This is a genomic window from Cellulomonas oligotrophica (genome assembly GCF_013409875.1).
Lineage (GTDB): Bacteria > Actinomycetota > Actinomycetes > Actinomycetales > Cellulomonadaceae > Cellulomonas > Cellulomonas oligotrophica.
Window position 1 is genome coordinate 3935041 of sequence record NZ_JACCBK010000001.1, and the last position, 22066, is coordinate 3957106.

Genomic DNA, 22066 nt, shown 5'->3' on the forward strand with positions numbered 1-22066 from the left:
GGGCCGTCGACCCGCGGACCCTAGCGTCGGCCACGACCCCGGGACGACCGGGGACCGACCGCGGCACGCACCACGCCGCCACGAGCCCACGGAGGACCCGATGGCCAACCTCACCGTCACCTACCAGGAGCTGCGCGACGCGGCGACGCGCCTGACCTCGGGCCAGGAGGAGATCACCACCCGCCTGACCGAGCTGCGCGGCTTCATCGACCAGCTCGTCTCCGGCGGGTTCGTCACCGACCAGGCCTCCGTCGCGTTCGGCGAGTCCTACCGGCAGTTCACCCAGGGCACCACCGACGCGGTCTCCGCCCTGACCAGCCTCGGCGAGTACCTGCGCACGGCGGCCAGCACCCTCGAGGACGCGGACGCCCAGCTCGCCGCCGGCCTGCGCTGACCCGTGGGCGACCTGGACCTCGACACCGAGGCGCTGCGCCGGGCCGGCAGCGCGCTCGCCGACGTCGCGCAGGCCTTCGCCGCGGCGAACGTCACGGCCCGGGACCTGCGCGACGTGCTCGGCCACGACGGCCTGGCCGACGCCCTCGGCGGCTTCGCCCTCGGCTGGGACGACGCCCGGGCCGCCCTGGTCACGGACGTCGAGATCCTCGCCGACGCGTGCACGCGCGTGGGCGAGGCGTTCGAGGACGTCGACGCTCAGCTCGCCGGGGCCGGCGGGCCGCGCGGCACCCCGGGGGCCGCCGGCTCGGGGCGCGCCGTATGAGCCGCCCGACGTCCTGGTACCCGCTGGCGTTCGGCGACCCCGTCCCGGGCGACCCGGTGGCCGTGCGCGCCGCCGCGGAGGAGCACCAGCGGGTCGCGGACCAGATCGCCGCCGCCGTCGAGGAGCTGCGCGGCACCGCGCTGGGCTCCGGGCAGCGGGCGACGGTGGTCGACGCGCTCGAGGGAACGGCGACCCGTGTCGCCGACGGCATCGAGGCGGCCCACGGCCGCTACGTCACCGCCGCCCTCGCCCTCGACACCTACGCCGACCGCCTGGCCGAGGCGCAGGCGACGTCGTACGAGGCGTGGCAGCAGGCCACCGACGCGGAGCAGGCCCGCGTGTGCGGGCAGGACGAGGCGTGGCGCCAGCGCGAGCTCGCCCGCGACCAGGCGGACCCCGCGCTCGCCGCGCACCGCACGGCGCTGGCCGACGCCGCCGACGCCGGGGCCGCGCGCGCCGAGTCCCGTCTCGCCGACGCCCGCCTCCTGCTCGCGCAGGCCCAGGCGCACCGTGACGCGGCCGCCGAGGAGGCCCGCGGGCTGGTCGTCGCGGTCGTCGCGGTCGACGGCCTCGTCGACACGGCGTGGCAGGACGTGCAGGGCGGGGTGAAGGACGTCGACGACGCGATCGGCCAGCAGCTCGACGACATCGCCCTCGTGCTCGGCGTCGCCGCGGTCGCGCTGTGCTGGGTGCCCGGGCTCAACGCGGCCCTCGCAGCCGCGGCGACGATCGCCGGCGTGGCCGTGCTCGTGCGCGACGTGGCCCTGCTCGTGACGGGCCAGGGGTCGTGGCTCGACGTCGGGCTCGGGGCCCTCAGCCTCGTGACGTTCGGGCTCGGGCGGGTCGCCGCACGCGGCGTGCGCCTCGCCGCGGACACCAGCCGGGCCTCGGCCGGGCTGCGTGCCGCGGGCGCGGGGACGCGCTCGGCCCGGTCCGGCGTGGTCGGCCCCTCGGGCCTGCTGGGTGCCGGCGCCACGGCGGCGCTGCGCGCGGTGCCCACCCGCGCGAGGCCGCTGCTCAACCGCACCACGCTGGCCACCCTCAAGCCCGGTGCCGTGCTGCGCGACGGCGTGACGGACCTGCGCGGCGGCTGGCAGACCGTGCGCACCGCCGTGCAGCGCCCCCCGACCGCCACAGGTGCGCACGCGCAGGGGCCCGCCGCCAGGACGCCCTTCGGCGAGGCCTTCAACCCGGTCAAGGACACGTGGCAGACCAGCCGGGTCGCCGGGGTGTTCCACGCGGTCGGCGCCGAGGGCGTCGCCCGCGACCTCGCGTTCCTCGCCCAGCAGGGCGAGCCGCGCACCGCGTGGGCGCTCGTCAACGTCGTCCCCCAGGTGGAGGGCATGGCCCAGACCACCAACGACGTGGTCCAGCGGGTGCGCGGATGAGCACCACCGCTGCGCAGGTCGCCCCCGCTCCCACCCCCGCAGCCGCCTCCGTCCGGCCTCGCCCTGCCGTGCGCGGCGTCGGGCTGGTGCTGCCCGCCGACTGGTGGCTCGTGCCGCTGGGCGACCCGGTGGCGCGGCGCCGCGCGGTGGACCGCCTCGTCGCGTCGCGGACCGACCTGCCCGCGCCGCTGCGGCGCCAGCTGCGCACGACGCTGACGGTGCAGACCGCCCGGGCGGCGTCGCGCGGCGGGTGGCTCGTGGCCTTCATGCTCGGCAGCGCGGGCGGCGTGCCGCTGCCGCTGACGCTCACGGCGTCCCGCGCACCCGGCTCGTGGGCCGACGAGCAGGGGCGGGCCCGGACACGGACCGCGCTCGCCGCGCAGGTGGGCCCGGCGGGCGGCGGCGGACGGCTCGAGGCGGGCAGCGGAGCCTTCGGCCTCGTGCTGCGCACCGTGCGCGAACGCCCCGGCGCGCTGCCGGGCGCGCCCCGCGCCGGCGTGCCGCTCTTCCTGGTCGAGCACTGGACGGACCCCGGCGACGGGCACGGCCTCGTGCGGCTCACAGCCTCGACGCCGCTGCTCGCGCTGCGCGACGCCTGCCTGGACCTGTGCGACGCCGTCGCCGCGACGCTCCACCCCGACCGCCCCGCGACCGACGACGCCCCGTCCACCACCGGCGCACCTCCCTCCGTCGACGCCGACGGCGCAGCCACGTCCCACGACACCGATCCCGCAGCCGCGGGGGAGCAGGAGCACCCACGATGACCCGCACCGACCGGCCCGCCCCGACCGGGCACGCCTCCACGACCATGCCGCCCACCCAGGACGGGCCCCGGCCGCAGCCCGACGACCAGCAGCCGTTCGACCCGTGGGCGCTCGACGTGCCCACGGACGCCGAGCTCGACGCCCTGCACCGCCGCAACCGGCTGTGGGGCGCGGCCGTCCTCGTGCTGCCCGCGACGGCGGTGGCGGTGCTCGGCTGGCGCGTCCTCGCCGACGGAGAGGTCGGGAGCATCGGTGTCGTCGGCGCTGTGATCGGCGCCCTCGTCGCCGTCGTCATGGTGCGCATGGCGGCGACCACCCGCGCGCGGCACCGTGCGGTGCGTGCGGTGCGCCCGGGGGCGGAGGTCGTCGAGGTCTGGGGCGCGGCCGGGCTGCGTGACGTGCTGGTCGAGCTGGGCGTCCCCGCGCCGCCGCTGCGCCCCACGCAGGGCACGGCGCTCACGCTGGTCGTCGCGCCCACCGGCGTCGAGCTGTGGGCGGGCGCCGCGTCGCCCGCGGTCCTCTGGTCGGCACCCTGGGCCGACGTCCCGCGCGTGCTGGAGGGCACCGGCGTGATCGCCGGCAACGGCGCCCGACCCGCGGTCCTGCTCGTGCTGCCGGCGGGGTACGCGGTGGTCCTGGTGCCGGCGCGGCGGATCAGCGGCTCGTTCCTGCCCGCACCCGTGGCGCGCACACGGGCGCTCGTGCGGCACCTGGAGCAGGTGCGCGCCGCGGCGCCCCGAGCGGGCGGGTGAGCCGAGCCGGACGCACGAGCCGGGCGCACGAGCAGGGCCCACGAGCCGGACGCACGGGCAGGCCGGGTGCGCAGGACGTGCGGGCCGGACGTGTCGGGCGGGCGCCCGGGCGGTCAGGCGCCCGGGTCGGCCAGCGTGTCGAGGTCGGCGGGCAGGTCGACGTCGTGCCGCAGGGTCGAGCCGAGCGGCACGTCGAGCAGCACGTGCCCGGCCGCGGCGTGCCGTGCCGAGGACCCGGTGCCGAACGCGGGCCGCAGCGGGGTGCCCGAGCGGGCCGTGAGCATCGTGGTCCCGGTGCCCTCCGCGTCGGCGACGTGCGCCCGCGTCGACCGGCCGGCGAGCGCGAGCGCGTCGTCGAGGTCGCGCGGGTCGAGCCGCGGCAGGTCGCCCAGCAGGGCCGCGACGTGCGCGCGCGGGCTGGTGGCGTGCACGTGCGCGGCGCCGGCCAGCACGGCGGCGTCGAGCCCTGCCGGGGCGCCGGGCGCCGGGTCCGGCTCGGGGACGACGTGGACGCCGACCGCCTGCGCGGCCGCGGCGAGCACCGGGTCGGGCGTCACGAGCACGACGCCGAGGACCCGCGCGGCGGACCGGGCGGCGGCGACGGTGTCCAGCGCCATGGCCCGCACCAGCCGGGCGCGGGAGTCGTCGTCGAGGACGCCGGCCAGGCGGGACTTGCCGCGGCGGGCGTCCTTCACGGGTACGACGACCCACCAGGTCGCGCTCACGGCATCCGGTCCACGAGGGCCAGGGTACGGGCGGCGAGCGCCGCGGTGGCGGGGACGTCCGTCATGAGCGTCGGCGCCGCCTGCACGCGCCAGCCCTCGGCGCGCAGCGGCCCGACGGTGTCGGCGTCGGCGTCGTCGACGAGCCAGGCGTCCAGCACGCCGCCCGTCGCGCGCAGGCCGTGGTGCCGGGCGACCGCGGCGGCGTCGGTGGCCACGCCGATCGCGGTCAGGCACGCGTCGGCCATGCCCCGCACGGGCGCGCCGCCGATCACGGGGCTGACGCCGACGACGGGCGCGGCGGTGGCCCGCAGCGCGTCGCGGACCCCGGGGACGCCGAGCACGGTGCCGACGGAGACCACCGGGTTGGACGGCGGCACGACGACCACGTCGGCGTCCGCGAGGGCCTCGAGCACCCCCGGTGCGGGGCGTGCGTCCTCGACGCCGACCTGGACGAAGCCGCGGGCCGGCACGGCCGCCCGGTGCCGCACCCACCACTCCTCGAAGTGCAGCGTCCCGTCGTCGGTCACGACGTGGGTCTCGACCTCCTGGTCGCTCATCGGCAGCAGCCGCACGCCGGGGCGCCACCGTGCGGCGAGGTGCTCGACGACCCGGTGCAGGGGCAGGCCGCGGCGCAGCAGCTCGGTGCGGGCCAGGTGCGTGGCCAGGTCGAGGTCGCCGAGCGTGAACCAGTCCCACCCGAGGCCGTACGCGGCGAGATCGGTCGAGACGGTCGTGGACTCCTCGCGCCGCCCCCAGCCCTGGCCCTCGTGCACGGCGCCGCCGAGCGTGTACATGAGGGTGTCGAGGTCCGGGCACACGCGCACGCCGTGCAGCCACATGTCGTCGCCGGTGTTGGCCACGACCGTGACCTGCGCGGTCGTGCCGCCGTGGCCGTCGGGCAGCCGGTCGGCGAGCAGGGCCAGCAGCCCGCGGGTGAAGCGTGCGCCGCCGACGCCTCCGCTGATGACGGTGATCCTCATGCGTCCTCCTCGTCCCGGCCGCTGCCGGGGGTGCGGGTGCCGGCGAGCGCGCCGTCGTCGGCGTGCCGGTGCGGGTCTGAGCCGTCGGGGCCGCCAGGGGCCAGGCCGCTGAGCGCGATCACCGGCCGGCCCGTCCGCGGGTGCGTGAGCACGTCGGCGTCGACCCCGTAGACCGTGCGCAGCAGCGCGGGGGTGAGCACCTGCTCCGGCGGGCCGGCGGCGGCCAGGCGGCCCTGGTCGAGCACGAGGACGTGCGCGCAGTGCGCCGCGGCGAGGTTGAGGTCGTGCAGGGCGGCGACGGTCGTCACGCCGAGGTCGTGCACGAGGTGCAGCAGCGCGAGCTGGGCGGAGACGTCGAGGTGGTTGGTCGGCTCGTCGAGCAGCAGCAGCGACGGCTCCTGGGCGAGCGCGCGGGCGACGTGCACGCGCTGGCGCTCCCCGCCGGACAGCGTCGACCACGCCCGGTCGGCCAGGTGGTCGGCGCGGGCGGCGGCCAGGGCGCGGTCGACCGCGGCGTCGTCGGGGTCCGCGCCCCACAGCGACCGGTAGGGGGTGCGGCCGAGGGCGACGACCTCGCGCACGCTCAGCGGCACGGCCGCCCCGGAATCCTGCTCGAGGAGCGCCACGTGCTGCGCCCGGCGGCGCCGGGGGAGCAGGTGCACGGGTGTCGTCGGCGCGCCGCTGGTGGCGGGCGTGTCCGGGTCGGTGACGAGCACGGCACCGGCGTCGGGCGGCAGCAGCCCGGCGACCAGGCGCAGCAGGGTGGACTTGCCGGCGCCGTTCGGGCCCAGCAGGCCCGTGAGCGCACCCGGCGGCGGGGTCGCGTCGATCCCGTCGACGACCCACCGTCCGCCCAGGCGCGCACCGGCGCCCGCGATCCTCAGCTCCACGCCGTCCCCCGTCCCCGGCGCAGCAGCACCGCGAACACCGGCACCCCGACGAGGGCGGTGACGATGCCGACGGGCAGCTCGCGCGGGTCGAAGACGGTGCGGGCGAGCGTGTCGGCCCAGACGAGGAAGACCGCGCCGGTGACGGCGGCGCCGGGCAGCAGCCGACGGTGCCCGGGGCCGGTGACCACGGAGACGGCGTGCGGCAGCACCAGCCCGACGAAGCCGATGGCGCCGGACACCGCGACCATCGCCCCGGTGAGCAGCGCGACGAGGGTCATGAGCGTCCAGCGCGTGCGGTCGACGTCGACGCCGAGGGCCGCGGCGGCGGTGTCGCCGAACGCGAACGCGTCCAGCCGGGTCGCGGCGACGCCCAGCACGGCCCCGACCAGGGCGAGCGCACCGCCGGAGATCGCCACGGACGACCACGTCGCCCCGGCGAGGGAGCCCATCAGCCAGGACAGGATCTCGCGGTACGCGTCGCCGGTCGCGGTCCAGAAGATGACGAACGACGTCGCGGCGGCCGCGAGCTGGGACACCGCGAGCCCGGCGAGCACCGCGCGCGACGGCGTCAGGGTGCCGCCCGTGCGGGCCAGCGCCAGGGTCGCGACGAGTGCGGCGAGCGCCCCGACGAACGCGGCGACGGGCAGCAGGACGCCGACCCCGAGCAGCAGCACCGCGACGGCGCCCAGCGAGGCCCCGGACGAGAGCCCGAGCAGGTACGGGTCGGCCAGCGGGTTGCGGGTCAGCGACTGCATGACCGCCCCGGCCACCGCGAGCCCGGCACCGACGGCGGCGGCCGTCAGCACCCGTGGCAGGCGCAGCTGCCACACGATCGCGTCGTGCAGCACGGGCACGGGGGCCACGTCGAGGCCGAGGTGCCCGGCCACCGACCGGGCGACCTCGCCGACGCCCAGGTCGGCCGGCCCGATCGTCACGGTGACCAGCACGCTCGCGACGAGCAGCACCCCGCCGACGCCGATCAGGGCGGCCAGCGGGGGGCGCCGCGGCGCCCGCCCCGCCGTCGCCCGCCCCGCCGTCACGCGCTCTGCCGCCGTCCGCGCCACCGTGGCTCCGCTCAGCCGTCGAGGCCGAGTGCCGTGACCTGCTCGACGACGTCGGCGACGGTGTCGGCGTTGCGCACGCCGGCCTCGGTCGCGGCGAACGGCACGACGACGTAGCGCTCCTCGCGGACGGCCTCGAGCTGCGCGGTCGCGGGGTTGGCGGCGAGCGCGGCGCGCTTGTCGGCGGCGGTGTTCCACGCCGCGTCGACGAGGACGACGACGTCGGGGTCGGCGTCGACGACCTGCTCCCACCCGACGGACGTCCACGTGTCGTGCACGCCGGCGAACACGTTGTCGAGCCCGGCGGCGCCCAGGATCATCTGGGGTGCGCCGATGCCGGCGCCGACGTAGGGGGAGTCCTCGCCGGACGACCACCACAGGGCGGTGACGCCGTCGACCGGCTCGACCGCGTCGAGCACCGCCTGCTGCTCGGCGACGACCTGCTCGGCGGCGTCGGGCACGCCCAGCAGCGCGCCGGCCTCGCGGATCTGCGCCATCACCAGGTCGAACGTCAGCGGGTCGGGCTGGTAGCCGGGCTCCTTGCACGCGGACGGCGCCACGTACGTCGCGATGCCCAGCGCGGCCAGCGCGTCGCGCTCGCCGGCGCCGTCGGCGGAGAAGTTCGACTCCCACCCGCCGAGCACCAGGTCGGGCGCGGCCTCGAGCAGCGCCTCCTGCCCGGGCACCTGCTCGGACAGCTCGGGGACGTCGGCCAGCGCGCCGGCGAGGTCGTCGGGGGCGGGGCCGTCGCTGAACGCGGTGCCGACGAGGCGGTCGGCGGCGCCGAGCGCGGCGACGAGCTCGGTGGTGGACGACTTGATGGTGACCACGCGCTCGGGCGGGGCGTCGAGGGTGACCTCGGTGCCGCAGTTGTCGAGCGTGACGGGGTACGCGGGGTCGGGCGCGGCACTCGTGGCGCCGGTGACGGGCTCGGCGGTGCCGGCCGTGCTGCACGCGCCGAGCGCGAGCACGAGCGTGAGGGCGGCGGTCGTGCGGCGTGCGGTGCGCAGGGGTGCGGACGTGAGGGAGGGCATGGGTGCTCCGGGTCGGTGCCGTGCGCGCACGTCGTCGGGCGCTCGTGGAGGGGGTCGGCGCACGTCACGCCGCGGAGGACCGTCCCAGCCGGGGGCGGTGCGACCCCACCACTCGCCCGGCGGGGTTCCGGGGCGTCACCCTACGCTCCGGGACCCCGCCGGGGGCAAGCCGTTCGGCTCAGGCCGGCTGCGGCACCCGGTCCGCGTCGGTGACCAGGTCGAGGTCGGGGTGCACGGCGCGCAGGGTCTGCATGCCGCCCGACAGCGACGCGGAGTCCAGCCCGGCGGCGACGAGCACCCGGTGCGCGAGGTAGGAGCGCACCCCGCTGGCGCAGTGCACGCGCACGGGCCGCCCGGCGGCTGCGGCGACGACCTCGTCGAGCCGGTCCCGCAGCTGGGTGTGCGGCACGTGGAGGGCCTCGGGCAGGTGGCCCGACGCCCACTCGGCGTCGCCGCGCACGTCGAGCACGAGCGCGGACGCCCGCACGGCGTCGAGGTCGCGGGCGTGCCAGAGCGCGAGGGTGCCGTCGAGGACGTTCTGCGCGACGAACCCGGCCATGTTCACCGGGTCCTTGGCGGCGCCGTACGGCGGGGCGTACGCGAGCTCGAGGTCGGCGAGGTCGGTGGCGCGCAGCCCGGCGCGGACGGCGGTGGCGATGACGTCGATGCGCTTGTCGACGCCCTCGCGGCCGACGGCCTGCGCGCCGAGCAGGCGCCCGTCGGTGCCGACGTGCACGACGAGGTGCACGGCCTGCGCCCCGGGGTAGAAGCCGGCGTGGTGCCCGCCGTGCAGGTGCAGGGTGTGGTGCTCGACGTCGGCCAGCATGGCGGCGTTGGCGCCGGTGACGGCGGCGGTCAGGCCCATGACGCGCACGACGGCGGTGCCGAGCACGGGCGGCGACGCGACCTCGGCGCCGAGCATGGAGTCCGCGGCGGTGCGCCCGGCCCGGTTGGCGGGCCCGGCGAGCGGCACGGGCCCGCGGGCGCCGGTGACGGCGTGCACGACGGCGGTCGCGTCGCCCGCGGCCCACACGTGCGGGTCGGAGGTGCGCTGCGCGGCGTCGACGACGATCGCACCGCGCGCGTCGACGTCGAGCCCGGCGGCGGCGGCCAGCGCGGAGTCGGGGCGCACGCCGACGGACAGGACGACGAGGTCGGCGGGCAGGCGGCTCCCGTCGTCGAGGACGACGACCATGCCGCCGTCGGGTGCCTCCTCGACGCCGGTGGCGGAGACACCGGTGCGCACGCGCACCCCGTGGTCGGCCAGCTCGCCCGCGACGAGGGCGCCGAGCTCGGGGTCCAGCGGTGGCAGCACCTGCGGGGCCCGCTCGACGAGGTCGACGTCGACGCCGCGGTGCCGCAGCGCCTCGACGGCCTCCAGGCCGATGAAGCCGGCGCCGAGGACGACGGCGCGGCGGGCGCCGGCGTCGACGCGCTCGCGCAGGGCGACGGCGTCGGCGACGGTGCGCAGCGTGCGCACCGCGGGCAGGTCGAGGCCCGGCAGCGGTGGGGCGACGGCCACGGCGCCGGGGGCCAGCAGCAGCGCGTCGTACGGCTCGTCGTACTCGCCCTGCGGGCCGGCGACGCGCACGGTGCGGGCGGCGCGGTCGATCGCGACGGCCTCGCTGTGCGTGCGCACGTCCAGGCCGAGCGCGGACTGCAGCGACGCGGGGGTGTGCAGCAGCAGGTCGTCGGCGTCGGCGATCTCGCCGGACAGGTGGTACGGCAGGCCGCAGGCGGCGAACGAGACGTGCGGGCCGCGCTCGAGGACGACGATCTGCGCGTCCTCGGCGAGGCGGCGGGCGCGGGCGGCGGCGGACATCCCGGCGGCGACGCCTCCGACGATGACGATCTTCACGGGTGCTCCCTGCGGTGGGGCCCGGGTCGCCCGGGCTGCGGGTGGTGCGGTGGGCAGGGGGCATCGCCGCCGCTGCCCTGTGCCCGGGGGCGGGCGTGCGGGCGGGCGGTGCCGGTCCTGCGGCGGGTCCCGGCGTGGGGACGCGGGACCCGGGACGGCTCAGGCGAGCGAGAGGAAGAGCTTCTCCATCTCGTCGCGGTCGAGCGTGCCCTCGCCGTCGGGGTCGCGCAGGCACTGGGCCATGCCGGTCGAGATGATCGCGAAGCCGGCCCGGTCGAGCGCCTTGGAGACGGCCGCGAGCTGGGTCACGACGGACTTGCAGTCCGCGCCCTCGTCGAGCATCCGCAGGACGCCGGCGAGCTGGCCCTGCGCGCGGCGCAGGCGGGTGACGGCGGGGGCGATCTCGGTCGGGTCGAGCTGCATGCGAAGCCTCCGGGGCGGGTGGTCGATGGTCCGACTATACCCCCGGGGGTATCACGGGTCCACGGGACGGAGGTCCCGGACCGTCCGCCCTCGGCGAACGCCCGCGCGTCAGGGTGCGGCGGCCAGCGCCAGCGCCCGGGCCACGTGCGCGACGTCCGCAGTCTGCAGCAGCCCCACCGTCACGCGCACCCACCCGCCCGGGTGGGGCGGCACGGAGAAGAACGGCCGCCCGCGCGCCACCCGCACGCCCGCCGCCTCCAGGCGCACCAGGGCCGTGCGCTCGTCGTGCACGGGCAGCCACAGGTTGATCCCGTCGCCCGGCGGCACGTGCACGCCGTGCTCGGCGAGCGCCGCGCACAGGGCCCGCTGCCGCCCGTAGTACACGCGCCGCGCGTGCTGCACCGCGTCCACGGCCTGCGCGTCGGTCAGCAGGTCGGCCAGCACGTGCTGCAGCAGGCGCGACGTCCAGCCCGGGCCCATCATGCGCCGGGCCACGAGCGCGTCGAGCACGGTCGCCGGGCCGCCGACCGCCGCGATCCGCAGGTCCGGACCGTGGGACTTGGAGTAGGAGCGCACGTGCACCACCCGGTCCGGCACCAGCGTGCCCAGGCTCACGTCGCGCGAGGACGCGATCTCCCCGGAGTGGTCGTCCTCGACGACCCACGCGTGCCCGTCGCCCGCGCGCAGCACGGCCGCGAGCTCCCGGGCGCGGGTCGGCGTCAGGCTCACGCCGGTGGGGTTGTGTGCGCGCGGCTGCAGCACGACCGCCCGGACCCCCGCGGCGAGCGCCTCGGCCAGCGCGTCGGGGCGCAGCCCGTGCCGGTCCAGGGGGACCGCGACGCGCTCGAGGCCCAGGTGGTCGAGCAGGTCCAGCACGGGCGGGAACCCCGGGTCCTCGACGGCCACGCGGTCGCCGAAGCCCGTGATCTGCTCCAGCACCCGTGACAGGGCGTCCACGGCGCCGTCGACGACGGTCAGCCGCTGCGGGCGGAACGGCCACGACGTGCGCAGCAGCCGCTCCAGCTCGGGCACCACCGGGTCCTCCAGGTACCCGGCGGTCCGGGCCACGCGCACGCGCGCCGCGACGCGGCCGAGCGCCGGGCCCAGGTCGGGCAGCAGGTCCGGGTCGGGGGTGCCGGCGGCCAGGTCGATGCGGGCGGGCGGCACGTCGGCCAGGTCGCGGTAGCGCGGGGGCAGGCGCCCCGCGGGCCCGGGCAGCACCGAGGTGCCCGCCCGCCCGCGCGAGATGACGAGGCCGGCCGTGGCCAGCGTCTGCCACGCCGAGCCCACCGTGGCCGGGCTGACCCCGAGCGCGGTGGCCAGGGCCCGCACGGTCGGCAGGCGGTCGCCGGGCAGCAGGTCGCCCGTGTGCACCAGGCGGGCGATGGTCCCCGCGATGCCGCGCGGCGACCGGTCGGTCACCCGCGCGGCCAGCTCCAGGGGCTGCATGGGCGCATGCTGCCCTGCCCGTGTTACGGGCACGTGTGCGTGGGCCGTGCGCCGGCGGTGGACGCCCGTCCGGGTGGCGGGGAGGTGCCTGTCCCGGACGACGGTCCAAGAGTTCACACACCGGCCCCGGAAGTTCCCGCGACGCAAACGCCGGGTTACCCCGCAGAAATGTCCAAGCCGGACAGTCACATTCCTCGGCGCCACGGCCCGGGTCGCCCCGACGGGCGCCCGGCCCGCACCGCGCCCACGCACCCCGCACGAGAGCCCGGAGGACCCATGACCGTCGTACGCGTCGCATTCACCCAGGCCACCTGGACCGGCGACAAGGAGTCGATGATCGCGCTCCACGAGGACTGGACGCGCGAGGCCGCCGCCGCCGGCGCCAAGGTCATCGGGTTCCAGGAGCTCTTCTACGGCCCCTACTTCGGCATCACGCAGGACACGAAGTACTACGACTACGCCGAGCCCGTGCCCGGCCCCACCACGCAGCGGTTCGCCGCGCTGGCCGCCGAGCTCGGCATCGTCATCGTGCTGCCCATCTACGAGGAGGACCAGCCCGGCGTCCTCTACAACACCGCGGTGGTCATCGACGCCGACGGCACCGTGCTCGGCAGCTACCGCAAGCACCACATCCCGCACCTGCCCAAGTTCTGGGAGAAGTTCTACTTCCGGCCCGGCAACCTCGGGTACCCCGTGTTCGACACCGCCGCGGGCAAGATCGGCGTGAACATCTGCTACGACCGGCACTTCCCCGAGGGCTGGCGGGTCCTGGCCCTCAACGGCGCCGAGATCGTGTTCAACCCGAACGCCACCGCTCCCGGCATCTCCAACAAGCTCTGGGAGATCGAGCAGCCGGCCGCGGCCGTCGCCAACGGCATGTTCGTCATCGCCAACAACCGTGTCGGGCTCGAGGACAACGAGTACGGCGACGAGGCGGTCAACTTCTACGGCTCGTCCTACGCCGTGGGCCCCGACGGGAACTACGTCGGCGAGGTCGGCTCGACCAGCGAGAACCAGCTGCTGATCCGCGACCTCGACCTCGACCAGATCCGCGAGGTCCGGGAGCGCTGGCAGTTCTTCCGCGACCGCCGCCCCGACGCCTACGGCCCGATCGTCGCCCCCTGACCCCTCGTCGCACGGAAGGACACCCATGGCCACCACCCTCATCCGCGGCGGCACGGTCGTCTCGGCGACCGGCCGCACCGCCGCCGACGTGCTCGTCGACGGCGGGACGATCGCCGCGGTCCTGGCACCCGGCTCGACGCTGCTCGGGCACGACCTCGCGGCGTCGGTCGACCAGGTCCTCGACGCCACGGGCAAGTACGTCGTGCCGGGCGGGATCGACGCCCACACGCACATGGAGCTGCCGTTCGGCGGCACCGCGGCCTCGGACACCTTCGAGACCGGCACCCGCGCCGCCGCGTGGGGCGGCACGACGACGATCATCGACTTCGCCGTGCAGCGCGCCGGCGAGCGCGTCGAGGACGGCCTGGCCGCGTGGCACGAGAAGGCGGCCGGGAACTGCGCGGTCGACTACGGGTTCCACCAGATCGTCGGCGGCGTCGACGAGGACTCCCTCAAGGCCATGGAGTCCCTCGTCGACGAGGGCGTCACCAGCTACAAGCTGTTCATGGCGTACCCGGGGGTGTTCTACGCCGACGACGCCCAGATCCTGCGGGCGATGCAGAAGGCCGCCGGGCTGGGGCTGCTGACGATGATGCACGCCGAGAACGGCCCCGCGATCGACGTCCTGGCAGCGCAGCTCGTCGCGCAGGGCAAGACCGACCCGTACTTCCACGGCGTGGCCCGCGCCTGGCAGCTGGAGGAGGAGGCCACGCACCGGGCGATCATGCTGGCCGACGTCACGAACGCGCCCCTGTACGTGGTGCACGTGTCCGCCAAGCAGGCCGTCGCCCAGCTCGCGTGGGCCCGCGACAACGGCAAGAACGTGTTCGGCGAGACGTGCCCGCAGTACCTGTACCTCTCGCTGGAGGAGCAGCTCGGCGCCCCCGGGTTCGAGGGGTCGAAGTGGGTGTGCTCGACGCCGCTGCGCGCGCGGGCCGAGGGGCACCAGGACCACATGTGGCAGGCGCTGCGCACCAACGACATCCAGATGGTCTCCACCGACCACTGCCCGTTCTGCTTCAAGGGGCAGAAGGAGCTGGGCGTCGGGGACTTCCGGGCCATCCCCAACGGCATCGGGTCGGTCGAGCACCGCATGGACCTGATGTACCAGGGCGTCGTCACCGGCGAGATCACGCTGGAGCGGTGGGTCGAGCTCACGTCGACCACGCCGGCGCGCATGTTCGGGCTGTACGGCACGAAGGGCGTCATCGCCCCCGGTGCCGACGCCGACGTCGTGGTCTACGACCCGGCCGGCCACACGTCCATCGGCGTCGGCAAGACGCACCACATGAACATGGACCACTCCGCGTGGGAGGGCTTCGAGGTCGACGGTCACGTCGACGTCGTCATGTCCCGCGGCGAGGTCCTCGTCGACGACGCCGGCTACCACGGCCGCCCCGGGCACGGGCGGTACGTCAAGCGCGGCCTGTCGCAGTACCTGGTCTGAGAGGAGACCCCCATGGACTTCGGTGTCGTCCTGCAGACCCACCCGCCCGCGTCGCGGACCGTGGAGCTGGCCCGCCAGGTGGAGACCCACGGCTTCAGCCACGTGTGGACGTTCGACTCGCACCTGCTGTGGCAGGAGCCGTTCGTCATCTACTCGGCGATCCTCGCCGCGACCCGCAAGGTCGTCGTGGGCCCCATGGTCACCAACCCCGCGACGCGGGACTGGACCGTGCTGGCGTCGCTGTTCGCGACGCTCAACGAGATGTACGGCAACCGGACGATCTGCGGCATCGGCCGCGGGGACTCCGCGGTGCGCACCCTCAACGGGCGGCCGTCGAACCTGGCGACGCTGCGCGACTCGATCGAGGTCATCCGTGAGCTCGCCAACGACCGCCCGGCGCAGGTCGGGGACCGCACCGTGCGGTTCCCGTGGGCCAAGGGCTCGGAGCTCGACGTGTGGGTCGCCGCGTACGGGCCGCTCGCCCTGAAGCTGACCGGGGAGGTCGGCGACGGCTTCATCCTGCAGCTCGCGGACCCCGACATCACGGCGTGGATGGTCAAGGCCGTGCGCGACTCGGCCGAGGCCGCCGGGCGCGACCCCGACGCGGTGAAGATCTGCGTCGCCGCCCCCGGGTACGTCGGCGACGGGGCGTCGCCCTCGGAGCGGGCGCACATGCGCGAGCAGTGCCGCTGGTTCGGCGGGATGGTCGGCAACCACGTCGCCGACATCGTGACGAGGTACGGCACGGACTCCGCGATCCCCAAGGCCCTGACCGACTACATCAAGGAGCGCGAGGGCTACGACTACAACGAGCACGGCCGGGCGGGGAACTCCCACACCCGGTTCGTTCCCGACGAGATCGTCGAGCGGTTCTGCCTGCTGGGCTCCCCGCACGAGCACGTCGAGCGGCTGCGCGAGCTCCAGGCCCTCGGCTGCGACCAGTTCGCGCTCTACCTCCAGCACGACAACAAGGAGGAGACGATGCGCATGTACGGCGAGCGCATCATCCCCGCGCTGGCCGAGCAGGTCGTGGCCACCGCATGAGCACGACGGACGCCACGACCACCGTCCCGGCCGGCACCACCGGGGCGCCCCTCCCCGCCGCCCCGGCGCCCGGCCGGGCGGGTCCGTCGGTGCTCGCGCGCCTGCTGCGGGTCCGCCCGCTGGTGGCCGTGGCGTCCGTCCTGGCCGTGGCGCTGCTGTGGGAGGCGTACAAGCTCCTCGGCCCCGACGACGGCTGGTCCGTCGGCGAGACCCGCCTGCTGCCCCGCACCACGGACCTGGCGATGCCGCACACGTGGGAGATGGTCGCCCGGCTCGCCGAGCCCGTCTCGGGGGCGACCGGCGCCGAGCCGCTGTGGCTGGCCGTGCTCCGCGCCGGCGGGCTGTCCCTCGGCGTCGCGGCCGCCGGGTGGGGGATCGGCGTGCTGGTCGGCGCGCTGCTCGCGATCGTCATGCAACGGTTCGGGGTCGTCGAGCGGGCCGTGCTGCCGCTGGTGATCCTGTCCCAGACCGTCCCGCTCATCGCCCTGGCACCGCTGGTCCGCTCGTGGGGCGCGCAGCTCGAGCTCGGGGCGTTCGAGTGGCAGCCGTGGATGTCGGTCGCGGTGATCGCCAGCTACCTGGCGTTCTTCCCCGTGGCCGTCGGCATGCTGCGCGGCCTGCAGTCGCCCGACACCATCCACGTCGAGCTGCTGCGCGCCTACGGCGTGGGCTGGGGCACCACCCTCGTGCGGCTGCGCCTGCCGGCGTCCGTGCCGCACCTGCTGCCCGCGCTGCGCCTGGCCGCCGCGAACGCGGTGGTCGGCACGATCGTCGCCGAGGTCGCCACGGGCATGCCCGGCGGCCTGGGCCGGATGATCCTCGAGTTCGCCAACTTCGCCGCCAGCGACCCGCCCAAGCCGTGGGCGCCGATCTTCGGCGCCGTCGCGCTCGGCCTGCTCGCGGCCGGCCTCGTGGCCCTGCTGGGCCACGGTCTTCGACGGTACCGACGCGTGGAGGTGGCGCAGTGAGCGCGACGCAGCAGCCCGACCCGACCGGCCCCGACACCGGCCCTCACGCCGGCACCACGACCACCACGGACACCACGGGCGCAGGCACGACCACGGCGGCCGTCGCCGTGCGCGCCGAGCACGTCACCCGCACCTTCGGCCGCGGCGACCGGCAGGTCGTGGCCCTGCAGGACGTCGACCTGACCGTCGGCGCGGGGGAGTTCGTCTCCCTCATCGGCCCGTCCGGCTGCGGCAAGTCCACCCTGCTGCGCCTCGTCGCCGACCTCGACACCCCCACCTCCGGCACCGTCGAGGTCTTCGGCCGCAGCGCCCGCGAGGCCCGCCTCGCCCGGGACTACGGCATCGCGTTCCAGCAGGCCGGGCTGCTGCCCTGGCGCACCGTCCGGGCCAACGTCGAGCTGCCCCTCCAGCTCGCCGGCACCGGCCGCGCCGGCCGCCGCGCCCGCGCCGAGGAGCTCCTCGCCCTCGTCGGGCTGACCGACTTCGCCGACCACCACCCCGACCAGCTCTCCGGCGGCATGCAGCAGCGCGTCGCGATCGCCCGCGCCCTGGCCGACGAGCCGTCGCTGCTGCTCATGGACGAGCCCTTCGGGGCGCTCGACGAGATGACCCGCGAGCACCTGCAGGCCCAGCTCCTGCGGATCTGCGCCGAGACCCGCGCGGCCGTCGTCTTCGTCACCCACTCCATCCCCGAGGCCGTGTTCCTGTCCGACCGCGTCGTGGTCATGTCGCCGCGCCCCGGGCAGATCCGCGAGATCGTCGACGTCGGCCTCGACCGGCACGCCGCCGCGCTCGGCGGGTCCGGCCCGCACGACGACACCGGCGACGACCTGCGCAACGACGCCGCGTTCTTCGCCGCCGTCGCGCGCGTCCGCGACGCCCTGCACGCCGGCCAGCCGGGTGCGGCACCCGCCGCCCGCGGCGTGGACGTGCGATGACCCGCGGCCTGGACGCCACCTGGGGCGTGCTGCGCCAGGTCCTGCCGCCGGTGCTGCTGCTCGTCGCGATGCTCGCCGCCTGGCAGGCGCTCGTCGTGCTCGCCGAGCTGCCGCCGTTCGTGCTGCCCGGCCCGGCCGCCATCGCCGACCAGGCCACCACCTACGCCGGACCCATCACGTCCGCCGCCCTGGTCACGGGCCGCAACGCGCTGCTCGGCCTGCTCGTCGGCGCCGCCCTCGGCGTGCTGCTCGCGGTCGTCGCCGCCATGGTCCGGGTCGTCGACGTGCTCGCCGAGCCCGTCGTCGCAGCACTGGCCGTCGTCCCCGTCGTCGCCCTCGCACCCGTCCTGTACTCCATGTACGGCGCCAGCTCGGAGCAGGCCCGCGTGATCGTCGCCGCGCTCGCGGTGTTCGTGCCCGTGTACGTCAACGCGCTGCGCGGGCTGCGGCAGGTCCGCCCCGTGCACCGCGACCTCATGCGGGCGCTGGCCGCGTCGTCCGTGCAGGTCGCCCGCACGGTGACCGTCCCCACGGCGGTGCCGTTCGTGTTCACCGGGCTGCGCATGGCGTCGTCCCTGGCGGTGATCTCCGCGATCGTCGCCGAGTACTTCGGCGGCCCCCGCTCCGGGATCGGCTCGTTCATCACCACCGCCGCCTCGGGCTCCAACTACGCCCAGGCGTGGGCCTACGTGCTCGGCGGCATCGTCGTCGGCCTCCTGTTCTACGGGGTGACCGCCACCGCGGAGCACCTCGTCACCCGACGGGCCGGCGCGTGAGCGCCGCACCCGTCCCTCGCACGCCCGCCTGCCGACGCCGCCAGGACGGTCGACACGCAGCACCCACGTGCCCGTCCGGGGCACGCGACCACCGAGGGGAGATGACATGAGGACCACGACGCGTTGGGGGGCGGCCGTCGCGTCCGTGGCAGCAGCAGGTCTGCTGCTCACGGCGTGCTCGAGCTCGGACGACGGCGCCGCAGGCGGCTCGTCCACCGACGGGCTCACGCCCGTCACGCTGCAGCTGCAGTGGCTCACGCAGGCCCAGTTCGCCGGGTACTACGCGGCGGTCGACCAGGGCTACTACGAGGAGGAGGGCCTGGCGGTCGAGATCCTGCCGTCGGGCGGCGACATCGTCCCGCAGGACGCGCTCGCGGCCGGCGAGGTCGACTACGCGGTCGCGTGGGTGCCCAAGGTGCTCGGCTCCATCGAGCAGGGCGCCGCCATCACCAACGTCGCGCAGATCTTCGAGCGCTCCGCGACCCTGCAGGTCGCGTTCGCGGACTCCGGCATCGAGTCCGTCGCGGACCTCGAGGGCAAGAAGGTCGGCTCCTGGGGCTACGGCAACGAGTGGGAGCTCTTCGCCGGGCTGAACGCCGCCGGCGTCGAGGACTTCGAGCTCGTCACGCAGGCGTTCGACATGCTCGGCCTGCTCAACGGCGACATCGACGCCGCGCAGGCCATGACCTACAACGAGTACGCCCAGCTGCTGGAGACGGTCGACCCCGACACCGGCGACCTCTACCAGCCCGAGGACTTCACCGTCATCGACTGGAACGACGAGGGCGTCGCCATGCTCCAGGACGCGATCTGGGCCGACACCGAGCGCCTGGAGTCCGACGAGGCGTACCAGGACACCACCGTCAAGTTCCTCAAGGCCACGATCCGTGGCTGGATCTACGCCCGTGACAACCCGCAGGAGGCGGCGGAGATCGTCACCGCCGCCGGCTCCACGCTCGGCACGTCGCACCAGCTGTGGATGACCAACGAGGTCAACAACCTCATCTGGCCGTCCACGACCGGCGGCATCGGCCTGGTCGACGAGGAGGTCTGGGACCGCACCGTCGCCCTGGCCCTGGAGACGAGCAACGAGACCGGCGCGACGATCATCACGACCGAGCCGCCGGAGTCCGCGTACACCACCGAGTACGTCGAGCAGGCGCTCGCCGAGCTCGAGGAGGCCGGCGAGGACGTCGTCGGCGAGGACTTCGAGCCGCTGGACGTCGAGCTCGCCGAGGGCGGGAACTGACCCCCGGCCGGTGCGGTGCGCACCAGCACGCGCACCGCACCGGCCACCCCCCGGCACGACCCGCACCGCAGCACCACCCGCACCAGGACGCGTCGCGTCCGCCCGAGGAGGCCCTGATGGCAGGCACGACCCACGCACCCGCGCCCGCCGGCGCCGCGCTCGACGACGAGGCCGTCGCGCTCGACCGCGCGCACGTCTTCCACTCGTGGTCCGCGCAGGGCGCCGTCGCGCCGTTCGTCGTCGCCGGCGGGTCCGGGTCGACCGTGTGGGACCACGCCGGGCGCCGGTACCTCGACTTCTCCAGCCAGCTCGTCAACACCAACATCGGCCACCAGCACCCCCGGGTCGTCGAGGCGATCCGCGCGCAGGCCGCCGAGCTGACGACCGTGGCGCCGGCCACCGCGAACCTCGCCCGCGGCCGCGCCGCCCGTGCCGTGCTCGGCCACGCGCCCGACCGCTTCGCCAAGGTGTTCTTCACCAACGGCGGCGCCGACGCCAACGAGAACGCCATCCGCATGGCCCGCCTGCACACCGGCCGCGACAAGGTCGTCTCCCACTACCGCTCGTACCACGGCAACACCGGCGCGGCCGTCGTGGCCACCGGCGACTGGCGGCGCGTGCCCAACGAGTACGCGCGCGGCCACGTGCACGTGTTCGGCCCGTACCTGTACCGCTCGGAGTTCTGGGCGACGACCCCGCAGGAGGAGTGCGAGCGGGCGCTGACGCACCTCGAGCGCGTGATCCAGTGCGAGGGCCCGTCGTCCGTCGCCGCGATCCTGCTGGAGTCCGTGCCCGGCACCGCCGGCGTCCTCGTGCCGCCCCCCGGGTACCTGGCCGGCGTGCGCGCGATCGCCGACCGGTACGGCATCGTGCTGATCCTCGACGAGGTCATGGCCGGGTTCGGCCGCACCGGCTCGTGGTTCGCGTTCGACCAGCACGACGTCGTGCCCGACCTGGTGACCTTCGCCAAGGGGGTGAACTCCGGGTACGTGCCCGCCGGCGGCGTCCTCGTCAGCGAGGAGATCCTCGCGACGTTCGACGAGCGCGTCTTCCCCGGCGGGCTCACCTACTCCGGGCACCCCCTGGCCATGGCCGCGGTCGTCGCGTCCGTCGCGGCGATGGAGGACGAGGGCGTCGTCGAGAACGCCGCGGCGATCGGCACCGACGTGCTCGGCCCCGCCCTGACGGCCCTCGCCGAGGCCCAGCCGCTGGTCGGCGAGGTGCGGGGGACCGGGGTGTTCTGGGCGCTCGAGCTCGTCGCCGACCGTGGCACCCGCACGCCCGTCGGCGCCGACGTCATGGGCCCGCTCAAGGCCGCGTGCCTGCGCCGCGGGCTGCTGCCGTTCCTCGCCGAGAACCGTGTGCACGTGGTCCCGCCGTGCGTCGTCACGCCCGCGCAGGCCGAGGAGGGGGTCGCGCTGCTCGCCGAGGCCCTCGCCGAGGTCGCCCCCGCCTGACCCGCACCCGCCGCCCCGCACCTGCCGCCCCGCACCTGCCGACCCGCACCTGCCGACCCTGCCCGGTCCGCCGACGGACCCGGGCCGGCCGCCGCGTGCCATGCTCGACCGTCCGCCCTGCCGCAAGGAGCCCCGCATGTCCTCGACCACCGACCGTCCCCGCCGCGCGCTCGTCACCGGCGCGTCCTCCGGCATCGGCGCCGCCACCGTGCGCCGCCTGCGCGCCGAGGGCTGGGACGTCGTCGCCACCGCCCGCCGCGCCGACCGGCTCGCCGCCCTCGCCGCCGAGACCGGTGCCGAGACGTTCGTCGCCGACGTCACCTCCGACGCCGACGTCGACGCCCTCGTCGCGCACGTGCGCGACACCGGCGGCCTGGACGCCGTGGTCAACAACGCCGGCGGCGCGCTCGGGCTGGACACCGTCGAGGACGCTGACCTCGACGGCTGGCGCACCATGTACGAGCTCAACGTGCTCGGCACCCTGCGCGTGACCAAGGGCGTGCTGCCGCTGCTGCGCGAGCGCGGCGCGGGCGACGTCCTCGTCGTCACCTCGACCGCCGGCCAGGCCGCGTACCCCGGCGGCGCCGGGTACACCGGCGTCAAGCACGCCGAGCGCATGCTCGCCACGACGCTGCGCTGGGAGATCGTCGGCGAGCCGATCCGCGTCATCGAGATCGCACCGGGCAACGTCGCCACCGAGGAGTTCTCCCTCGTGCGGTTCGACGGCGACGCCGAGCGCGCCGCGAAGGTCTACGAGGGCTACCAGCCGCTCGTGGCCGACGACGTCGCCGACGTCATCGCCTGGTCGCTGACCCGCCCGGCGCACGTCAACGTCGACCTGCTCGTCGTGCGGCCCCGCGCCCAGGCGAACAACACGACGATCGCCCGCACCGGCGTCTGACCCCGTCAGGCCGACCCGCACGACGTCCGCCCGGCCCGCCCGCAGGAGGCGCACCGGGCGGGCGTCGGCGGGCCTGCCTAGGCTGACCGGGTGCCACCCGCCCCCGCGTCGCCGGACGC

At 76.1% G+C, this 22066-nt stretch carries 22 protein-coding genes; 14 read left to right on the forward strand and 8 right to left on the reverse strand.

The genetic code is table 11. The features are described 5' to 3' along the window. Positions 1-100: 100 nt before the first annotated feature. From BKA21_RS18045 to BKA21_RS18065, 5 genes are read left to right on the forward strand one after another with little or no spacing between them, the layout of a single operon-like run. A complete protein-coding gene (locus BKA21_RS18045; RefSeq protein ID WP_140460353.1) occupies positions 101-394 on the forward strand; it encodes a WXG100 family type VII secretion target in 294 nt (97 codons plus the stop codon). 3 nt (positions 395-397) lie between these two features. Beyond that, on the forward strand, positions 398-718 hold the full coding sequence (locus tag BKA21_RS18050) for a hypothetical protein (protein ID WP_140460354.1): 321 nt from the start codon (positions 398-400) through the stop codon (positions 716-718). After that, positions 715-2106, forward strand: coding sequence for a hypothetical protein (locus BKA21_RS18055; protein ID WP_140460355.1), 1392 nt, complete (start codon positions 715-717; stop codon positions 2104-2106). Before BKA21_RS18050 ends, BKA21_RS18055 begins: the two co-directional genes overlap by 4 nt. Beyond that, positions 2103-2870: a hypothetical protein gene (locus tag BKA21_RS18060; protein WP_140460356.1), complete on the forward strand. Its 768-nt coding sequence runs from the start codon at positions 2103-2105 to the stop codon at positions 2868-2870. Before BKA21_RS18055 ends, BKA21_RS18060 begins: the two co-directional genes overlap by 4 nt. Then, entirely contained in the window at positions 2867-3622 is a 756-nt protein-coding gene (locus BKA21_RS18065; RefSeq protein ID WP_140460357.1) for a hypothetical protein, read from the forward strand. The genes BKA21_RS18060 and BKA21_RS18065 overlap by 4 nt, the downstream gene beginning before the upstream one ends. Positions 3623-3735: 113 nt before the next feature. On the opposite strand, the gene cofC is transcribed toward BKA21_RS18065, so the two are convergent. The 8 genes from cofC to BKA21_RS18105 all read right to left on the reverse strand — a co-directional run bounded on the left by cofC (position 3736) and on the right by BKA21_RS18105 (position 12042). After that, positions 3736-4347 carry a 2-phospho-L-lactate guanylyltransferase gene (gene cofC, locus BKA21_RS18070; RefSeq protein WP_140460358.1) on the reverse strand — a complete coding sequence of 204 codons (612 nt, stop codon included), beginning with the start codon at positions 4345-4347 and terminating at the stop codon, positions 3736-3738. Continuing rightward, complete coding sequence (gene cofD, locus BKA21_RS18075; RefSeq protein ID WP_140460359.1) at positions 4344-5327, reverse strand: 2-phospho-L-lactate transferase; 984 nt, start codon at positions 5325-5327, stop codon at positions 4344-4346. The genes cofC and cofD overlap by 4 nt, the downstream gene beginning before the upstream one ends. Next, on the reverse strand, positions 5324-6217 hold the full coding sequence (locus BKA21_RS18080) for a putative F420-0 ABC transporter ATP-binding protein (RefSeq protein ID WP_140460360.1): 894 nt from the start codon (positions 6215-6217) through the stop codon (positions 5324-5326). Before BKA21_RS18080 ends, cofD begins: the two co-directional genes overlap by 4 nt. Further along, positions 6208-7281 (reverse strand): putative F420-0 ABC transporter permease subunit, encoded by a 1074-nt coding sequence (locus BKA21_RS18085; RefSeq protein ID WP_373308214.1) that lies wholly within the window; start codon positions 7279-7281, stop codon positions 6208-6210. The genes BKA21_RS18080 and BKA21_RS18085 overlap by 10 nt, the downstream gene beginning before the upstream one ends. An 11-nt stretch (positions 7282-7292) precedes the next feature. Beyond that, positions 7293-8312 (reverse strand): putative F420-0 ABC transporter substrate-binding protein, encoded by a 1020-nt coding sequence (locus tag BKA21_RS18090; RefSeq protein ID WP_140460361.1) that lies wholly within the window; start codon positions 8310-8312, stop codon positions 7293-7295. A gap of 178 nt (positions 8313-8490) precedes the next feature. After that, entirely contained in the window at positions 8491-10170 is a 1680-nt protein-coding gene (locus BKA21_RS18095; protein WP_140460362.1) for an FAD-dependent oxidoreductase, read from the reverse strand. A 159-nt stretch (positions 10171-10329) separates the two neighbouring features. Beyond that, positions 10330-10593, reverse strand: coding sequence for a metal-sensitive transcriptional regulator (locus tag BKA21_RS18100; RefSeq protein WP_140460363.1), 264 nt, complete (start codon positions 10591-10593; stop codon positions 10330-10332). Between the two features lie 108 nt (positions 10594-10701). After that, positions 10702-12042, reverse strand: a complete 1341-nt coding sequence (locus tag BKA21_RS18105; RefSeq protein ID WP_140460364.1) for an aminotransferase class I/II-fold pyridoxal phosphate-dependent enzyme — start codon at positions 12040-12042, stop codon at positions 10702-10704. Positions 12043-12318: 276 nt separating this feature from the next. Here BKA21_RS18105 and BKA21_RS18110 point away from each other — a divergent pair, with 276 nt between their 5' ends. From BKA21_RS18110 to BKA21_RS18150, 9 genes are all read left to right on the forward strand, one after another. Continuing rightward, positions 12319-13167, forward strand: coding sequence for a nitrilase-related carbon-nitrogen hydrolase (locus BKA21_RS18110; RefSeq protein ID WP_140460365.1), 849 nt, complete (start codon positions 12319-12321; stop codon positions 13165-13167). 25 nt (positions 13168-13192) lie between these two features. Continuing rightward, a complete protein-coding gene (hydA, locus tag BKA21_RS18115; RefSeq protein WP_140460366.1) occupies positions 13193-14614 on the forward strand; it encodes a dihydropyrimidinase in 1422 nt (473 codons plus the stop codon). A 12-nt stretch (positions 14615-14626) separates the two neighbouring features. Next, a complete protein-coding gene (locus BKA21_RS18120) occupies positions 14627-15658 on the forward strand; it encodes a TIGR03842 family LLM class F420-dependent oxidoreductase (RefSeq protein ID WP_140460367.1) in 1032 nt (343 codons plus the stop codon). After that, a complete protein-coding gene (locus BKA21_RS18125; protein ID WP_140460368.1) occupies positions 15655-16626 on the forward strand; it encodes an ABC transporter permease in 972 nt (323 codons plus the stop codon). Before BKA21_RS18120 ends, BKA21_RS18125 begins: the two co-directional genes overlap by 4 nt. Before the next feature lie 107 nt (positions 16627-16733). Continuing rightward, on the forward strand, positions 16734-17564 hold the full coding sequence (locus BKA21_RS18130; RefSeq protein WP_140460574.1) for an ABC transporter ATP-binding protein: 831 nt from the start codon (positions 16734-16736) through the stop codon (positions 17562-17564). Next, positions 17561-18340 carry an ABC transporter permease gene (locus BKA21_RS18135; protein WP_140460369.1) on the forward strand — a complete coding sequence of 260 codons (780 nt, stop codon included), beginning with the start codon at positions 17561-17563 and terminating at the stop codon, positions 18338-18340. Before BKA21_RS18130 ends, BKA21_RS18135 begins: the two co-directional genes overlap by 4 nt. Positions 18341-18446: 106 nt before the next feature. Continuing rightward, complete coding sequence (locus BKA21_RS18140) at positions 18447-19589, forward strand: ABC transporter substrate-binding protein (protein ID WP_140460370.1); 1143 nt, start codon at positions 18447-18449, stop codon at positions 19587-19589. A gap of 116 nt (positions 19590-19705) precedes the next feature. Then, the gene (locus BKA21_RS18145; protein ID WP_140460371.1) at positions 19706-21046 is read left to right on the forward strand and encodes an aspartate aminotransferase family protein; all 1341 of its coding nucleotides are present in this window, start codon (positions 19706-19708) and stop codon (positions 21044-21046) included. A gap of 136 nt (positions 21047-21182) precedes the next feature. Then, positions 21183-21947, forward strand: a complete 765-nt coding sequence (locus tag BKA21_RS18150) for an SDR family oxidoreductase (protein WP_140460372.1) — start codon at positions 21183-21185, stop codon at positions 21945-21947. Positions 21948-22066: the final 119 nt, after the last annotated feature.

Bases quoted from the DNA above. Each gene is read 5' to 3' on its own strand.
- BKA21_RS18060 (WP_140460356.1), top strand. From the start codon at position 2,103: ATGAGCACCACCGCTGCGCAGGTCGCCCCCGCTCCCACCCCCGCAGCC.
- BKA21_RS18110 (WP_140460365.1), top strand. From the start codon at position 12,319: ATGACCGTCGTACGCGTCGCATTCACCCAGGCCACCTGGACCGGCGAC.
- BKA21_RS18150 (WP_140460372.1), top strand. From the start codon at position 21,183: ATGTCCTCGACCACCGACCGTCCCCGCCGCGCGCTCGTCACCGGCGCG.
- cofD (WP_140460359.1), bottom strand. From the start codon at position 5,327: ATGAGGATCACCGTCATCAGCGGAGGCGTCGGCGGCGCACGCTTCACC.
- BKA21_RS18045 (WP_140460353.1), top strand. From the start codon at position 101: ATGGCCAACCTCACCGTCACCTACCAGGAGCTGCGCGACGCGGCGACG.
- BKA21_RS18145 (WP_140460371.1), top strand. From the start codon at position 19,706: ATGGCAGGCACGACCCACGCACCCGCGCCCGCCGGCGCCGCGCTCGAC.
- BKA21_RS18065 (WP_140460357.1), top strand. From the start codon at position 2,867: ATGACCCGCACCGACCGGCCCGCCCCGACCGGGCACGCCTCCACGACC.
- BKA21_RS18135 (WP_140460369.1), top strand. From the start codon at position 17,561: ATGACCCGCGGCCTGGACGCCACCTGGGGCGTGCTGCGCCAGGTCCTG.
- BKA21_RS18100 (WP_140460363.1), bottom strand. From the start codon at position 10,593: ATGCAGCTCGACCCGACCGAGATCGCCCCCGCCGTCACCCGCCTGCGC.
- BKA21_RS18120 (WP_140460367.1), top strand. From the start codon at position 14,627: ATGGACTTCGGTGTCGTCCTGCAGACCCACCCGCCCGCGTCGCGGACC.
- BKA21_RS18090 (WP_140460361.1), bottom strand. From the start codon at position 8,312: ATGCCCTCCCTCACGTCCGCACCCCTGCGCACCGCACGCCGCACGACC.
- BKA21_RS18125 (WP_140460368.1), top strand. From the start codon at position 15,655: ATGAGCACGACGGACGCCACGACCACCGTCCCGGCCGGCACCACCGGG.
- BKA21_RS18055 (WP_140460355.1), top strand. From the start codon at position 715: ATGAGCCGCCCGACGTCCTGGTACCCGCTGGCGTTCGGCGACCCCGTC.
- BKA21_RS18105 (WP_140460364.1), bottom strand. From the start codon at position 12,042: ATGCAGCCCCTGGAGCTGGCCGCGCGGGTGACCGACCGGTCGCCGCGC.
- hydA (WP_140460366.1), top strand. From the start codon at position 13,193: ATGGCCACCACCCTCATCCGCGGCGGCACGGTCGTCTCGGCGACCGGC.
- BKA21_RS18140 (WP_140460370.1), top strand. From the start codon at position 18,447: ATGAGGACCACGACGCGTTGGGGGGCGGCCGTCGCGTCCGTGGCAGCA.